This window comes from Collimonas sp., from assembly GCF_035566375.1.
GTDB lineage: Bacteria > Pseudomonadota > Gammaproteobacteria > Burkholderiales > Burkholderiaceae_D > Collimonas.
Genome location: NZ_DATMRK010000028.1, coordinates 169,611 through 184,396, shown reverse-complemented (window position 1 = coordinate 184,396; position 14,786 = coordinate 169,611). Strand labels below are relative to the sequence as shown.

Genomic DNA, 14,786 nt, shown 5'->3' with positions numbered 1-14,786 from the left:
ATGCGATTTTCTGTTTATCAAGAAAGCCATATCGGCGGCCGCAAGGTGAATCAAGACCGGATGGGTTATAGCTTCACGCGTGACGCCTTGCTGCTGTTGCTGACCGATGGCATGGGCGGTCACCTGCATGGCGAGATCGCCGCCAACATCGCGATGCAAACCATCGGGTCCTTGTTCCAGAAAAATGCCCAGCCGTATATCAAGAAGCCTGAGCGGTTTCTGGAAGACGCTTTTTACGCTGCGCACATGGAAATCCATCGTTACCGGGAAGTGCATAAACTCTCGGAAACCCCGCGCACCACAGTGGTCGCCTGCCTGATCCAGCACAACAGCGCATTCTGGGCGCACTGCGGCGATTCGCGCCTGTACTGGATGCGTAACGGCCAGATCCTGGCGCGCACCCGCGATCACTCGCGCATCGAGAGCCTGATTGCCCAGGGCAAAGCCGATCCTTCCGAGCGCGCAACCCATCCGGATCGCAACAAGCTATTCAATTGCCTTGGCGCGACCAATATGCCCATCGTCGAACTGTCGCGCCGTGTCAGCCTGCAGGCCGGTGATGTCATGCTCCTGTGTTCGGACGGCTTGTGGTCGATGCTGCCCGATCATGTCCTGGCGCAGCGTCTGCAAACCAGCACCATCGTGCGGGCGGTGCCGGAACTGGTGAATAACGCGCTAGGGATTGCCGGTAAAACCAGCGATAATATTACCGCTTTGGCAATGGCCTGGGGCAGCGACCCGAACCTAGACGATCCATCCAGTTCGATCGTTACCCATACGCTGCCGATTGGCAGCCTGACCACCACCATCCAGGCGCCGCGACTGGGCGCGACAGATGCGCCAGACGGCTTCAGCGACGCCGATATCGAACAGGCGATCGCGGAAATCCGTGGCGCTATTGAAAAGAATATCTAAGGAGTTACATGTTACCTATCACCCGTCCTAGCGGACGCGCCGCCGATGCTTTGCGCACGGTGCGCCTGACCCGCAATTACACCAAGCACGCCGAAGGTTCGGTGCTGGTTGAATTCGGCGACACCAAAGTTATTTGTACCGCCAGCCTGGAAGAAAAGGTGCCAGGTTTTCTGAAGGGCAAAGGACAAGGCTGGCTGACCGCCGAATACGGCATGCTGCCGCGTTCCACCAATACCCGCATGGACCGCGAAGCGGCGCGCGGCAAGCAATCCGGGCGCACCCAGGAAATCCAGCGGCTGATCGGCCGTTCACTGCGGGCTGCATTCGATTTGCAGGCTTTCGGCGAGCGCACCTTGCATCTCGATTGCGACGTGATCCAGGCTGACGGCGGTACCCGCACCGCAGCGATTACCGGCGCCATGGTGGCAGCCTACGACGCATTTGTACAACTGCTGGAACGCAAGGCGATCGCCGCGATTCCTCTGAAACACTTTGTGGCGGCGATCTCGGTCGGCGTCTATCAGGGCACGCCGGTGCTGGACCTGGACTATGTCGAGGATTCCGGCTGTGATACCGATATGAACGTGGTGATGGCCGATACCGGCCATTTCATTGAGGTGCAGGGCACAGCGGAAGGCGTAGCGTTCGACCGTCCTACCTTGAATAGCCTGCTGGATCTGGCGCAGGGCGGGATCAGCGAGCTGATCCAGTTGCAAAAGCAAGCCTTGGGTTTGGCTGAATAGGTTCGGCTGAATAAGTTTGGCTGAATTCGTGCAGAGGTAGGGGGTGGGCACAAAAACCTGCCCGCCCTGCGTTCACGTCATCGATGGCGGGCGCGCAAGCGATATAATCCGGTCTATGTATATCGATTCCCACTGCCATATCAATTTTCCGGAGCTGTCCGCCAGGATGCCGGAAATACTCGCCAAGATGGCGCAAAACCAGGTTACCCATGCGCTGTGCGTATCGGTCGATTTGCCCGATTTCCCGCAAGTGCTGGAACTGGCCAAGACCTATCCGCATATCTACGCCTCGGTCGGCGTGCACCCCGATTATGAAGACACGCCCGAGCCCAGCGTCGATGATCTGATTCGTCTTTCCGATCATCCGAAAATCATCGCCATCGGCGAAACCGGCCTCGATTATTATCGCTTGCAGGGCGACCTGGAATGGCAGCGTGAACGTTTCCGGCGCCACATCCGGGCTTCGCGCGCAACCGGCAAGCCCTTGATCATCCATACCCGCGCCGCCTCCGCAGACACCATCCGCATCATGCAGGAAGAGGGCGCCGGCACCGATGCCGGTGGCGCCGGCGGCGTGATGCATTGTTTTACCGAATCGCTGGAAGTCGCCCAGGCGGCGATGGCGATGGGTTTTTATATTTCGTTTTCCGGCATCGTCACTTTCAAGAGCGCCAAGGAGTTGCAGGCTGTGGCCTTGGCCGTGCCCTTGAGCAGCACCTTGATTGAAACCGATTCGCCGTATCTGGCGCCGGTGCCGCATCGCGGCAAGATGAATGAACCGGGATGGGTCATGCATGTGGGCGAATTCCTGGCGAATCTGAAGGGGGTGCCGGCGGCCGAGGTGGCGCAGCAGACTACCGATAATTTTTTCAATTTATTCAAACTGGCAAAGGATCAGGCGCATGCTTAACTCATTTAATCGCATGATTAATCGCATGAATAGTCATTCGCGATTTTCAGCGTTTTTGTTGCTGCTGCTGGCGCTGGCCTGTTTGCCATCGGTGAGCCACGCAAGCAATGCCGACGCCTTTGCCAAAGCAGTACAGCTGGACGACGAGCGTGGCATGAAGGCACTGCTGGCAGCTGGCGTTGATCCGAATCAGGTGGTGCAAAAGCAGCGTGGCGAAACCGGCCTGATGCTGGCTGAGCACGAGGATTCAAAGAAAGTCTTTAATGTCTTGCTCAACGCGCGCGGCATCGATCTCAACCTGCGTGCGCGCAACGGCGACACGGCATTGATGATTGCCTCCTACAAGGGCGACGTGGCGGCAGTCAAAGCCTTGCTGGACAAGGAAGCTGAGCCTAACAACACTGGCTGGACGGCGCTGCATTACGCCGCCGCGATCGGCAACGATCAAATCGTACAGATGCTGCTGGACGCCTCGGCCTACATCGACGCCGGTTCACCCAACCATACGACGCCGATCATGATGGCTGCGCGCGCCGGCAAAATCCTGACCGTCAAGCTGCTGCTCGACAGCGGCGCCGACGCCACCTTGAAAAACGATCTCGGCATGACGGCCATCGATCTCGCCAAGAAATTCGAGCACGACGATATTGCCGAAGGCTTGACGCATCGCCTCAAGCAGGCCGGCAAGCTGTAATTCCCACAGTCGGCTTCAAGTAAGGATGTGCGGCCCCACATCCTTGATATCTTTAGTACCGGTCAGCGCCATGCTGACATCGAGTTCCTGCTGCAGGATTTGCAGCATCTTGGTGACGCCGGCTTCCCCCATTGCTCCCAGGCTGTACAGGAAAGCACGGCCGATCATGGTGCCTTTGGCGCCCAAGGCAACCGCTTTCAGGACGTCCTGGCCACTGCGGATACCGCCGTCCATCCAGACTTCAATCTGATCGCCCACCGCATCGACAATTGCTGGCAGCGCCGAGATCGACGATACGGCGCCATCCAATTGGCGGCCGCCATGATTGCTGACGACGATGGCGTCAGCGCCGGTAGTGGCGGCGATCTTGGCGTCTTCAACGTCCAGTATCCCTTTCAGGATCAGCTTGCCGCCCCATTGTTCCTTGATCCAGGCGATGTCGTCCCAGCATAGTGTGGGATCGAACTGGCTGGCGGTCCATTTGCTCAAGGTGACGACGCCATCGGCGCCGGAGACGTGGCCGGCGAGGTTGCCGAATGACTTGCGGCCGCCGAGTGCGCGCATGGCCCAGCCGGGTTTTGTGGCTAGATCGAGCAGGTTGGCCAGCGTCATTTTCGGCGGCACCGACATGCCGTTTTTCAGATCCTTGTGACGCTGGCCGAGGATTTGCAAATCCAGCGTCAGCACCAGCGCCGAACACTTGGCGGCCTTGGCGCGTTCAATCAGCGATTTGATAAAGCCGCGGTCGCGCATCACATACAACTGAAACCAGAACGGTTTGCTGGTGACGCTGGCGACGTCTTCGATCGAGCAGATGCTCATGGTCGACAGGGTAAACGGGATGCCGAATTTTTCGGCGGCGATGGCGCCCAGCATTTCGCCGTTGGCCCATTGCATGCCGGTCAGGCCGGTCGGCGCAATCGCTACCGGCATCGTCACATCGTGGCCGATCATGCTGCTGCGAGTGGAGCGCTGGTCGACATTAATGGCTACCCGCTGGCGCAAATGCATGGCGGCCAGATCGCTGCTGTTGGCGCGGTAGGTCGATTCGGTATACGAGCCGCTGTCGGCGTAGTCGTAAAACGCTTTCGGTACACGTTTCTTGGCCAGCAGGCGCAAGTCTTCAACGCAGGTGATGACAGACATAGGATTCTCTTGGTTGCATGAATGGCACTATATTAGATGAAAACAACGCCGGCATAGAGGAAATCTATTAATGTCTGGCGTGAAGCATTTTCAAGCAAAATGGTCAAATGATGATCTCGCCGCCCCTCAACAATGCATCAATGCATCAATGATTCAGCGGATTTGTGCCAGCAACTCCTGCGCTGCCTGCTTGCCGCTGCGTACCGCCGATTCCAGCGTCGCCGGATAGTCGCTGGCGGTGTAGTCGCCGGCCAGCAGCAATTTGCCGAGGCCAGTGTCGTTGGCCGGCCGCGCCAGGCCCGGAGTGCAGGCGAAGGTGGCGCGTTTTTCTGAAATGACCTGGGTCCAGGATGGCGCCGCCAATTGGGGTTGTTTGAAGGCCGCAGCCAGTTGGGCCGCGACCGCATTCGCCAAGGCTTGATGGCCGGCTTGTATGGCCTCGGATGAGGCACTGATGACAACCGCCAGCAAGCCGGCCTGGGCCGGATCGAGCTGGCCGCGATCGAATACGAACTGGCCCCAGGCCGCTGTGCCGCCAGCGTTTTCCGGATCGTCGACCAGGGCGAAGAATGGTTGCGGCAGGCGCGTGCTGCTTGCATATTGCAGGAAGCAGGTAGTAATCGGCTCGTATTCAAAAGCGCGCAATGAGTTCAGTAAAGGCGTCAGCAACGGCGCCAGCTGCGGAGCATCGGTGCAGCCGTCCAATAGCGTCGCTGCGGCTTCGGGCGGCGTGGCGATCACGACGGCGTCGAAATCCAGGCTGGCGTCGCTGGTTTGCAAGCGCCATGACTCGCCGTGGCGGCGCAATTGCTTGACGCTGCTGCCGGATTCGACGTTGCCGCCGCGTTCTTCGATGAATGCGGCGGCCCGTTGCGGAAACAGGCTGCTCAGGTCGAGGCGCGGCAACAGCATGTCCGAAGCCCTTCTGCGAGCGCCCAGGCTATCGCGCAGCACGGCCAGGAAAACCTGGGCTGAAGCGTGCTCCGGCCGGGTATTCAGTGCGGCGATGCAGAGCGGACGCCACATCAGCTGGATCAAGCGCTCGGTCTGGTCGAAGCGTTCCAGCAAGGTGCTGACGCTGCAATCGTCATGCAGTTGCCAGCCCATCCAGCGCGCCGCCGACGAAAAGCGCGCCAGCGCCAGTTTGTCCTGGCGCTCGAGGCCGCGCGCGCGCCATAGCGCCACCAGCAAATGCAACGGCGCCGGCAAGCGCGGCGTCACAAAAGTCATGCCGCCACTATCTGCCGGATAACACATTTGCAAAGGCAGGCGCAGCATGGCGCTGGCCGGATCGATACCGACCTTGCGCATCATCTGCAGCGTCTGGCTGTAGGCGCCCAGCAGGATGTGCTGGCCGTTATCCAGTATGGTTTCGTTGATGTCGACGCGCCGGGCCCGGCCGCCGAGCTGGCGGCTGGCTTCAAACAAGGTAACCTGATGACCGGCCTGCGTCAGTTCGACGGCGGCGCTGCAGCCGGCCCAGCCGGCGCCGATCACCGCGATATGTTGTGCTTCTGCGGCCATTTCAGCGGCGCGCAAAGAAAAGTAATCGAATGACCGATGGCATGACTTTAACCGCGCACATAGGTCTTCCACGCCAGCCACAATTTACGGATGGGCGTGAGCGAAATGCGTTGATTCAATACATGGAAACCGTCGCGTTCGATCTCGTTCAGCAAGGCCCGGTAGATGGCAGCCATCATCAGGCCGGGACGCTGTGCGCGCCGGTCTTGTTTAGGCAGCAGGGCAAAGGCGTCATCGTAGGCTTGCTGGGCACGCGCCACCTGGAAGCGCATCAGATTGACAAAATTCTCGCTATGACGCGCGTTCAGGATATCGGCGGCGGTGACGTTGAACTGCTGCAGTTCATTGACCGGCAGGTAGATGCGGCCCTTGCGGCCATCCTCGCCGACGTCGCGGATGATGTTGGTCAGCTGGAATGCGAGACCGAGCTTTTCGGCGAACTGCAAGGTCTGCGCCTGAGTCACGCCGAAGATGCTGGCCGACAGGATGCCGACTACGCCAGCCACGTGCCAGCAATATTGCTTCAGGCCTGGATAGTCCAGGTAACGGGTCTGGTTCAGATCCATTTCCATGCCGTCGACAATTGCTTGCAGATGCTTGCCGTCTAGCCCGTACGGCTGCAGATGCGGCTGCAGGGCCAGGGTCACCGGATGGGATGGATTGCCGGCCAACATGGCGGCGATTTCCTTGCGCCACCACATCAGTTTGCTGCGCGCCACGCTTTCATCGGTGCATTCGTCGACCGTATCGTCCACCTCGCGGCAGAAGGCGTACAGCGCAGTGATGGCGCGGCGGCGTTCTACCGGCAGGAACAGGAAGCTGTAATAAAAACTGGAGCCGCTCTGAGCGGCTTTTTGCTGGCAGTAATCGTCTGGGGACATGGATATGGGTAGCGGCTTAAAAAACAGCTTAAAAAACAATTTGCCCGAAGTATACGTAAGAAATGTGGAAATACAGAAAGGGTTTGTTGGGTTTATTGATTTTTATGGGCTTATTTGCCAGCTCACATACTGGCTCACTACATGCGCCAGGCGCGCCAGAGCAGCAGCAACCAGTCGCCTTTACCTAGTTTCGGGCGCTGGCGGAACATATCGTAATCCGCCGCATCCAGCATTTCCATGATGCGCAAGCCGCCCTGTATCACCAGCCGCAATTCCCAGCCGATCCGACCCGGCAGTCTCAGCGCCAGCGCCTGGGCGCCGATCATCATGCCGCGCGCACGTTGCACCTCGAACTGCATCAGGCGGCGCCAGGCATGATCCACCGTGCCGCTGGCAAGCTGCGCCTGCGATACGCCGAAACGCTGCAAATCTTCCAGCGGCAGATAAATCCTGGCCTTGTCCCAGTCGATCGCCACGTCCTGCCAAAAATTAATCAGTTGCAGTGCCGAGCAGATGGCGTCCGAATCCCGCAGGTTTTCCGCGGTCGCTGCACCATACAGATGCAGCATCAGGATGCCGACCGGATTGGCTGAGCGCCGGCAATAATCGAGCAGGTCGGCAAACTGGCTGTAGCGGGTGGTGACTACGTCCTGTTTGAAGGCGGATAGCAAATCTCGAAACGGTGTCAGCGGCAACTGGTGCTCAACAATCACCTGTTCCAGTGTTTGAAACAAGCTGCTTTCCGCGGCTTGCTTATGTTCTATTCTGTCTAATGCTGCTTCATATGCGTGCAGTGCGCGCAAGCGTTGATCGGCGCTGGCGTCGCCTTCGTCGGCGATGTCGTCAGCGCTGCGGGCAAATGCGTAGATCGCCCTGACCGCGGGACGCAAGCTGGCTGGCAGAAGCAGTGAGGCGACTGGGAAATTTTCGTAATGATTAATTGACATTAAAAGAGTGAGAAAGAGAGAGTTTTTTTATCAAAAAAATCATTATTTGCCTCTTGTTGTCAGGCATAAAAAAGCTTTGCGCAAACTTAATCCAACGCAATTATAATAACTGACTTAAAAGTTATTAATTCTACGAAACGGCGTGTACGAAGCGGCGGTGATGCATTGCCGTCACGCCATGCTGAACGGTAGCGTGCGTTCCGGCGGCAGCCCAGAATAGTAAAGGAAAAATCGTGTCGATCCAGATAAATCCGCGTCCGGCTGCACCTGCCAAAACGCTCATGCGTGCTTCCGGTTTGTTGCTTATTTGCACATTGTTGCTGGCTGCCTGTTCCAAGCCTGTCGAAAAAGTCGAAGATATTCGTCCGGTGCGAGTGGTGGTGTTGAATCCGGCCAATGCCGACGTCACCTCCGAGTTTCCCGGCGCCGTGCAAGCCCGTTATGAATCGCAACTTGGTTTCCGGGTAGGGGGCAAGATCATTGCGCGCCAGGTCGATGTAGGTACCGTCGTCAAACGTGGCCAGGTGCTGATGCGGCTGGATCCGAAGGATTTGCAACTGGCGCAAGCGCAGGCGGTGGCCGCCGTCACCTCAGCTGCCAGCAACCGGGATACAGCCAAGGCTGACCTGAAACGCTATCAGGAGCTGCGCGACAAGAATTTTGTCAGCCAGGCGGTGCTGGAAGCGAAAGATACGGCGTTCAAGGCCGCGCAAGCTACTTACGATCAGGCTGAGGCCGCATTCAAGGGGCAGTTGAACCAGACCGCTTACGCCACGCTGGAGTCGGATGTGGACGGCGTCGTCATCGCCATCAACGCCGAGGCCGGGCAAGTGGTGGCGGCAGGCACGCCGGTGGTTAGCGTGGCGCGTCAAGGCGCTAAGGAAGTGGTGGTCGGCGCGCCAGAAAATCAAGTCGATGCGTTGCGCCGCAGCGGCGACGTGCAGGTACGTTTATGGGCCGATCCCAAGCAAGTGATCCACGGCACGGTGCGCGAGGTATCGCCGATTGCCGATCCGGTGACGCGCACCTATGCCATCAAGATTGCCATCCCGGACGATACGCCTAACGTCAAGCTGGGCATGACGGCGTACGCCAGTTTCACCAGCAAAACCAGCGACGACGCAATCAAGGTGCCGCTCACCGCGCTGTTGCGGGTACAGGACCATAGCGCGGTGTGGGCGGTCGACGGCGGCGCGGTGCGCCAGGTGGCGGTGCAGATTACCGGGCAGCATGGCAACGAAGTATGGATTCAAGGCGCCTTGCGTGGCGGCCAGCAGGTAGTTACGGCTGGCGTCAACCAATTGAAGCCGGGGCAAAAGGTCAGCATCCTGAATGCGCCGGAGGGCAGCCTGCCTGCCGCCAAATCCGCAGCCAGTCCGCCGCTGGCGTCTAATGCCGCTGCCGCCACCGCGAGCGGAGCGGCCCGATGAGCGATGAAAAAAAGACTGGTTTCAATCTGTCGCGCTGGGCGCTGGAGCATATACCGCTGACGCGTTACCTGATGGTGGTGCTGGTGATCGGCGGCATTCTCAGTTATGGCCGCCTGGGCCAGGATGAAGATCCGCCATTTACCTTCCGCGCCATGGTGGTGTCGGCGCAATGGCCGGGCGCCACCGCCTTGCAAATGGCGGATCAGGTAACCGACAAGCTGGAAAAGAAACTGCAGGAAGCCCCGCACGTCGACACCATCCGCAGCTATTCCAAGCCGGGCGAAACGCTGATCATCCTGCAACTGCAGGAATCGGCCACGCCCAAGGAAACGGTGGACGCCTGGTACCAGGTGCGCAAGAAGATCGGCGACATCAAGCTGACTCTGCCGCAAGGCGTGCTGGGGCCGTTCTTCAATGATGAGTTCGGCGAAACCTACGGCTCGATTTTCGCTGTCTCCGGCGACGGCTTCAATTATGCCGACGTCAAGGACTACGCTGATTTTGTGCGCCAGCAATTGCTGACCTTGCCGTCGGTTGCCAAGGTGGATTTGTTCGGGGTCCAGGACGAAAAAATATTCATCGAATTTTCGCAGAAAAAATTCTCGCAACTGGGGATTACGGTACAAGACATCGTCAATCAGTTGAGTGCGCAGAATGCGCTGCAGTCGACCGGCGTGCTGGCGACTGCTAGCGACAATCTGCAAATCCGCGTGAGCGGGGCGCTGGCTTCGCCCAAAGACCTGGAAAACCTGCAGTTGCGGGCTAACAACACTACTTTCAGGTTGGGCGATTTCGCTACCATCAAGCGTGAATACCAGGATCCGCCGCAAACCAAGATGCGCTTTAACCGCAAGGAAGTGATCGGGCTTGGCGTCTCGATGGCGAAGGGCGGCGACATTATCGCTTTGGGCAAGGATATGGAAAATATGACCGCCCAGATCAAGGCCAAACTGCCGGTCGGAATCGATCTGGAGCGGGTCTCGAACCAGCCGAAAATCGTCGCCGAATCCGTCAACGAATTCTTGAAAACCCTGATGGAAGCGGTATTGATCGTGCTGGCGGTGAGTTTTCTGTCACTGGGCTTTCATACCAAGCCGTTCCGCATCGACGTCCGGCCCGGCCTGGTGGTGGCGCTGACGATTCCGTTGGTGCTGGCGGTAACTTTCTTGTTCATGTATATCTTTAGCATCGATTTGCACAAGATATCGCTGGGCGCGCTGATCATCGCCCTGGGTTTGCTGGTGGACGACGCCATCATCGCGGTGGAAATGATGGTGCGCAAGATGGAGGAGGGTTTGTCGCGGCTGGAGGCGGCGACCTTTGCCTATACCTCTACCGCGATGCCGATGCTGACCGGAACCCTGATTACCGCCGCCGGCTTCTTGCCGATTGGCCTGGCAAAGTCGGCGGCCGGCGAATATACCTTTTCCATGTTTTCGGTGAATGCGCTGGCCTTGCTGATTTCCTGGCTGGTGGCAGTCTTGTTCACGCCGTACATCGGCTATCTGCTGCTGAAGGTAAAACCGGCAGCCGGCGCCGACGGTCGTCATGAATTGTTCAATACGCCTTTCTATACGCGGGTCAGAAATGCCGTCAACTGGTGTGTCGAGTGGCGCAAGACCACCATCGCCTTGACCCTGATGGTGTTTGCTTTGGGTGTATTCGGTTTCAAATTTATCGAAGAGCAGTTTTTCCCCGATTCCAGCCGGCCTGAGTTGATGATCGAGCTATGGTTGCCGGAGGGTTCTTCTTTTGCTGCAACCGAGGCCCAGGCCAAGAAATTCGAAGCCTACATTCACGCTGCGCCCGAACTGGAAAGCATGACCACCTATGTCGGCAGCGGCAGCCCGCGTTTTTATCTGCCGCTGGACCAGATCCTGCCGCAGACCAACGTGGCGCAGCTGGTGTTGCTGACCAAGGACCTGGCGTCGCGCGACGCCTTGCGCTTGCGGATTACCGAAGCGTTCAAGCATGGCTTCCCGGAAGTAAGAGGTCGTGTCAAATTATTGCCTAGCGGCCCGCCGGTACCATATGCGGTGCAGTTCCGCGTCAGCGGCACCGATGCTGCCAAGGTCAGGACGATTGCCGATCAGGTCAAGGGCGTCATGAGCGGCAATCCGAATATTATCGGCCTCAATGACAACTGGAACGAATCGGTCAAGGTACTGCGGGTAGATCTGGATCAGGACAAGTTGCGCACGCTGGGCATCGGTTCGCAGACCGTGATGCAGACCGTCAACACCCTGTTGACCGGCACCACCATCGGCCAATATCGTGAGCACGATCGTCTGATCGATATCACGGTGCGGCAACCGTTGGACGAGCGGGCCACCATCGATGCCTTGAACCAGGCCAATGTGCCGACGGCCAGCGGTAAATCGGTGCCGCTGGCGCAAATCGCCACTGTCAAACTGGTGTGGGAGCCGGGTGTGGTGTGGCGTGAATGGCGCAACTGGGCGATTACGGTGCAAGCCGATGTGATCGACGGTGTGCAGGGACCGACCGTCACCGAGCAGATCAATCCGCAGCTTGACAAGATAAGAGCGCAGCTGCCGCCTGGCTATATTATCGATGTCGCCGGCGCCGCCCACGACAGCGGCAAGGCGCAGGCTTCGATTGCCGCCAATGTGCCGCTGGTGATTTTCATTATCTTCACTTTACTAATGCTGCAATTGCATAGTTTTTCGCGTTCCTTGCTGGTGTTCCTGACCGGGCCGCTGGGTATCGCCGGCGCTGCCGCGGCATTGCTGCTGTTGCAGAGGCCGTTCGGCTTTGTTGCCCAATTGGGAGTGATCGCGCTGTTTGGCATGATCATCCGTAACTCGGTGATCCTGATCGATCAGATCGAGCACGATATCGCCAGTGGCGTGGCGCCGTGGGATGCGATTGTCGAATCGGCGGTGCGACGTTGCCGGCCGATCATGCTGACTGCGGCAGCGGCGGTGCTGGCCATGATCCCCTTGTCGCATTCAGTGTTCTGGGGACCGATGGCGGTGGCGATCATGGGTGGCTTGATCGTTGCGACCGGCTTGACCTTGCTGTTTTTACCGGCGTTGTATGCGGCCTGGTTCCGGGTGAAAAAGCCGCAATCGGGCGAGCATGCTTGACGCACGCACAATGAGCAGAAATTTGCTGTGAAAATGAGTTGATCACTCGCCATATCGGACGGCTTGCAGTAGAATAGCGGGCTGTCCAATCTTGCTGAGCAGGATTGCACTGTATTTGTTGAAATTTGTAATAAGCGCGACCGTGGCGAAATTGGTAGACGCAACAGGTTTAGGTCCTGTCGAGAGCAATCTTGTGGAGGTTCGAGTCCTCTCGGTCGCACCAGTCTGCCGGAATTTACTGGCGGCTAGCTGGATATAAAGCAAGACCAGAAGAACCCTCTGACGAGGGTTTTTTTACGTCTGCAATTTTTGCAGGCGATGGGTGGCTGGTCCGGCATACAATCGTAATTTCTTTCTGGGAATAAACATGCGTACAAAATCCTTGATGTCGATCGCATTACTTGGTGTTGCTGCAATCACGAGCAGCGCGGCGCAAGCGGCATCGGAACAAGTGGGCGAGGTGAGTACCGCATTCCGCTGGCTCGGTCGGAATGACCGAGTGGTGGTTGAGGCTTACGATGATCCCAAGGTGCAGGGCGTCACTTGTTATGTGTCGCGCGCGCGTACCGGCGGTGTCAAGGGCACGGTAGGGCTGGCAGAGGATAGGGCTGAAGCGTCGATTGCCTGTCGCCAGGTCGCCACGGTGCAGTTCAGCGCCAAGCTGCCGTTACAGGAAGATGTATTTACCGAACGCATGTCGGTGCTGTTCAAGCGCTTGCACATTGTGCGGCTGGTCGATCCCAAACGGAATACACTGGTCTATCTTACCTATTCGGATAAATTGATCGACGGCAGCCCGCAAAACAGCGTGACGGCGGTGCCGGTGCCGGCCAGCAGCCCGATTCCGCTCAAATAAGCGATTTGTTGGAGCTTATTGCAGAATAATTACGGGTTTATTACGAGAGCGGAGTGACGCGTTTTGGCGCAACCGGCTGTTTTACGTATAGAATATCGGACTTTAGCGCGACGGGGTCGGGGTCAAAATGGCAATAATTTGCTGTTTTGTTTCGCTTTTACCTCGAATTTACTCTAGTCGCACCACGGAATTTTTAATTTTTGGACGATCCACATGGCAACTGCAGTCGAAACTCTGGATAAACTTGAACGCCGCCTTACCCTCACCATCGCTCTGAGCGAAGTGCAAACCGAAGTCGAGAAGCGCCTGAAGGTTCGCGCGCGCACCGCTAAAGCGCCTGGCTTCCGCCCAGGTAAAGTGCCGATGAAGATGGTCGCTGCACAATATGGCTACCAGGTCGAAACCGAAGTGCTGAACGACAAAGTCGGCAATGCTTTCAACACCGCTGCCAACGAAAACAATCTGCGCGTTGCCGGTTACCCGAAGATCGAGCCGAAGACTAGCGAAGGCGTGGCTGAAGGCACGCTGGCATTCGATGCTACTTTCGAAATCTACCCTGAAGTCAAGATCGGCGATCTGGCCAGCGTTGAAGTCGAAAAAACCAAGGCTGAAGTCAGCGACGCTGAAATCGACAAGACCATCGACATCCTGCGCAAGCAGCGCGTGCATTACCACGTCAAGGGCGAGCAAGGCGCGCACGGCGATGGCGGCAGCGATCTGACAGCCAAGAACGGCGACCGCGTGACTGTCGATTTCGTCGGCAAGATCGACGGCGTTGAATTCCAAGGCGGCAAAGCTGATGATTACGCTTACGTACTGGGCGAAGGCCGTATGTTGCCTGAGTTCGAGAACGCGACTATCGGCTTGAAAGTCGGCGAAGCCAAGACCTTTGAACTGGCTTTCCCAGCGGATTACCACGGCAAGGACGTAGCCGGCAAGACTGCAGAATTTACCATCACGCTGAAGAAGCTGGAATGGGCGCATCTGCCGGAAGTTGATGCCGAGTTTGCAAAAACCCTGGGCATCGAAGACGGCGATCTGACAAAAATGCGCGCTGACATCAAGCTCAATCTGGAGCGTGAAGTCGGTTCCCGCGTCAAAGCGAAGAATAAAGACAGCGTGATGGATGCACTGATCAAGGTCAGCGATCTGGAAGTGCCAAAAGCGCTGGTCGAGCAAGACGTCGAGCGTCTGGTTGAAATGACCCGTCAAGACATGGCGCAGCGCGGCATGAAGGTCAACGACATGCCGTTCCCGCCAGAGCTGTTCACAGCCCAGGCTGAACGTCGCGTGCGTCTGGGTTTGATCCTGGCTGAAGTAGTCAAGGAAAACAAGCTGCAGGCAACTCCAGAGCAAGTCAAGGCCCAGGTTGAAGACTTTGCGCAAAGCTACGAAGATCCACAACAAGTCCTGAAATATTATTTCAGCGATCGTCGCCGTCTGGCTGAGGTCGAAGCTCTTGTTTTGGAAGAAAACGTCGTTAACTATGTGCTGGGCAAATCGAAAGTGACTGAAAAATCGGTCGCATTCGATGAATTAATGAGCAACAACGGGCAACAGGCTTAATCAGCTTGAATTTCAGCTGGCCTCAGGTTCAGGCGCATGCCTGGACCTGTTCGGTGGATTGATTAAG

General features: G+C 57.6%; 12 protein-coding genes and 1 tRNA gene. 9 read left to right on the top strand and 4 right to left on the bottom strand.

Annotated features, from left to right (window positions below; translation table 11 throughout):
• The 4 genes from VNZ60_RS07975 (at position 1) to VNZ60_RS07960 (ending at position 3,262) form a co-directional block, all read left to right on the top strand.
• A complete protein-coding gene (locus VNZ60_RS07975) occupies positions 1 to 915 on the top strand; it encodes a PP2C family protein-serine/threonine phosphatase (protein WP_325657882.1) in 915 nt (304 codons plus the stop codon).
• Positions 916 to 923: 8 nt separating this feature from the next.
• Positions 924 to 1,658 carry a ribonuclease PH gene (gene rph / locus VNZ60_RS07970; RefSeq protein WP_325657881.1) on the top strand — a complete coding sequence of 245 codons (735 nt, stop codon included), beginning with the start codon at positions 924 to 926 and terminating at the stop codon, positions 1,656 to 1,658.
• A gap of 115 nt (positions 1,659 to 1,773) precedes the next feature.
• Positions 1,774 to 2,568, top strand: a complete 795-nt coding sequence (locus VNZ60_RS07965) for a TatD family hydrolase (RefSeq protein WP_325657880.1) — start codon at positions 1,774 to 1,776, stop codon at positions 2,566 to 2,568.
• A complete protein-coding gene (locus VNZ60_RS07960) occupies positions 2,561 to 3,262 on the top strand; it encodes an ankyrin repeat domain-containing protein (RefSeq protein WP_325657879.1) in 702 nt (233 codons plus the stop codon). The genes VNZ60_RS07965 and VNZ60_RS07960 overlap by 8 nt, the downstream gene beginning before the upstream one ends.
• A gap of 15 nt (positions 3,263 to 3,277) precedes the next feature.
• On the opposite strand, the gene VNZ60_RS07955 is transcribed toward VNZ60_RS07960, so the two are convergent.
• From VNZ60_RS07955 to hpnC, 4 genes are all read right to left on the bottom strand, one after another.
• Complete coding sequence (locus tag VNZ60_RS07955) at positions 3,278 to 4,408, bottom strand: alpha-hydroxy acid oxidase (protein ID WP_325657878.1); 1,131 nt, start codon at positions 4,406 to 4,408, stop codon at positions 3,278 to 3,280.
• 153 nt (positions 4,409 to 4,561) lie between these two features.
• On the bottom strand, positions 4,562 to 5,932 hold the full coding sequence (gene hpnE, locus VNZ60_RS07950; protein WP_325657877.1) for a hydroxysqualene dehydroxylase HpnE: 1,371 nt from the start codon (positions 5,930 to 5,932) through the stop codon (positions 4,562 to 4,564).
• A gap of 47 nt (positions 5,933 to 5,979) precedes the next feature.
• Positions 5,980 to 6,813, bottom strand: coding sequence for a presqualene diphosphate synthase HpnD (hpnD, locus tag VNZ60_RS07945; protein WP_325657876.1), 834 nt, complete (start codon positions 6,811 to 6,813; stop codon positions 5,980 to 5,982).
• Between the two features lie 137 nt (positions 6,814 to 6,950).
• Positions 6,951 to 7,760, bottom strand: a complete 810-nt coding sequence (hpnC, locus tag VNZ60_RS07940) for a squalene synthase HpnC (protein ID WP_325657875.1) — start codon at positions 7,758 to 7,760, stop codon at positions 6,951 to 6,953.
• Positions 7,761 to 7,993: 233 nt separating this feature from the next.
• Here hpnC and VNZ60_RS07935 point away from each other — a divergent pair, with 233 nt between their 5' ends.
• The 5 genes from VNZ60_RS07935 (at position 7,994) to tig (ending at position 14,719) form a co-directional block, all read left to right on the top strand.
• Positions 7,994 to 9,190 (top strand): efflux RND transporter periplasmic adaptor subunit, encoded by a 1,197-nt coding sequence (locus VNZ60_RS07935; RefSeq protein WP_325657874.1) that lies wholly within the window; start codon positions 7,994 to 7,996, stop codon positions 9,188 to 9,190.
• On the top strand, positions 9,187 to 12,297 hold the full coding sequence (locus tag VNZ60_RS07930) for an efflux RND transporter permease subunit (protein ID WP_325657873.1): 3,111 nt from the start codon (positions 9,187 to 9,189) through the stop codon (positions 12,295 to 12,297). The genes VNZ60_RS07935 and VNZ60_RS07930 overlap by 4 nt, the downstream gene beginning before the upstream one ends.
• 136 nt (positions 12,298 to 12,433) lie before the next feature.
• Positions 12,434 to 12,520 (top strand) — tRNA-Leu (locus VNZ60_RS07925).
• 144 nt (positions 12,521 to 12,664) lie between these two features.
• Positions 12,665 to 13,153 carry a CreA family protein gene (locus VNZ60_RS07920; RefSeq protein WP_414648796.1) on the top strand — a complete coding sequence of 163 codons (489 nt, stop codon included), beginning with the start codon at positions 12,665 to 12,667 and terminating at the stop codon, positions 13,151 to 13,153.
• 213 nt (positions 13,154 to 13,366) lie between these two features.
• Positions 13,367 to 14,719, top strand: coding sequence for a trigger factor (gene tig, locus VNZ60_RS07915; RefSeq protein WP_325657872.1), 1,353 nt, complete (start codon positions 13,367 to 13,369; stop codon positions 14,717 to 14,719).
• The last annotated feature ends 67 nt before the right edge of the window (positions 14,720 to 14,786 follow it).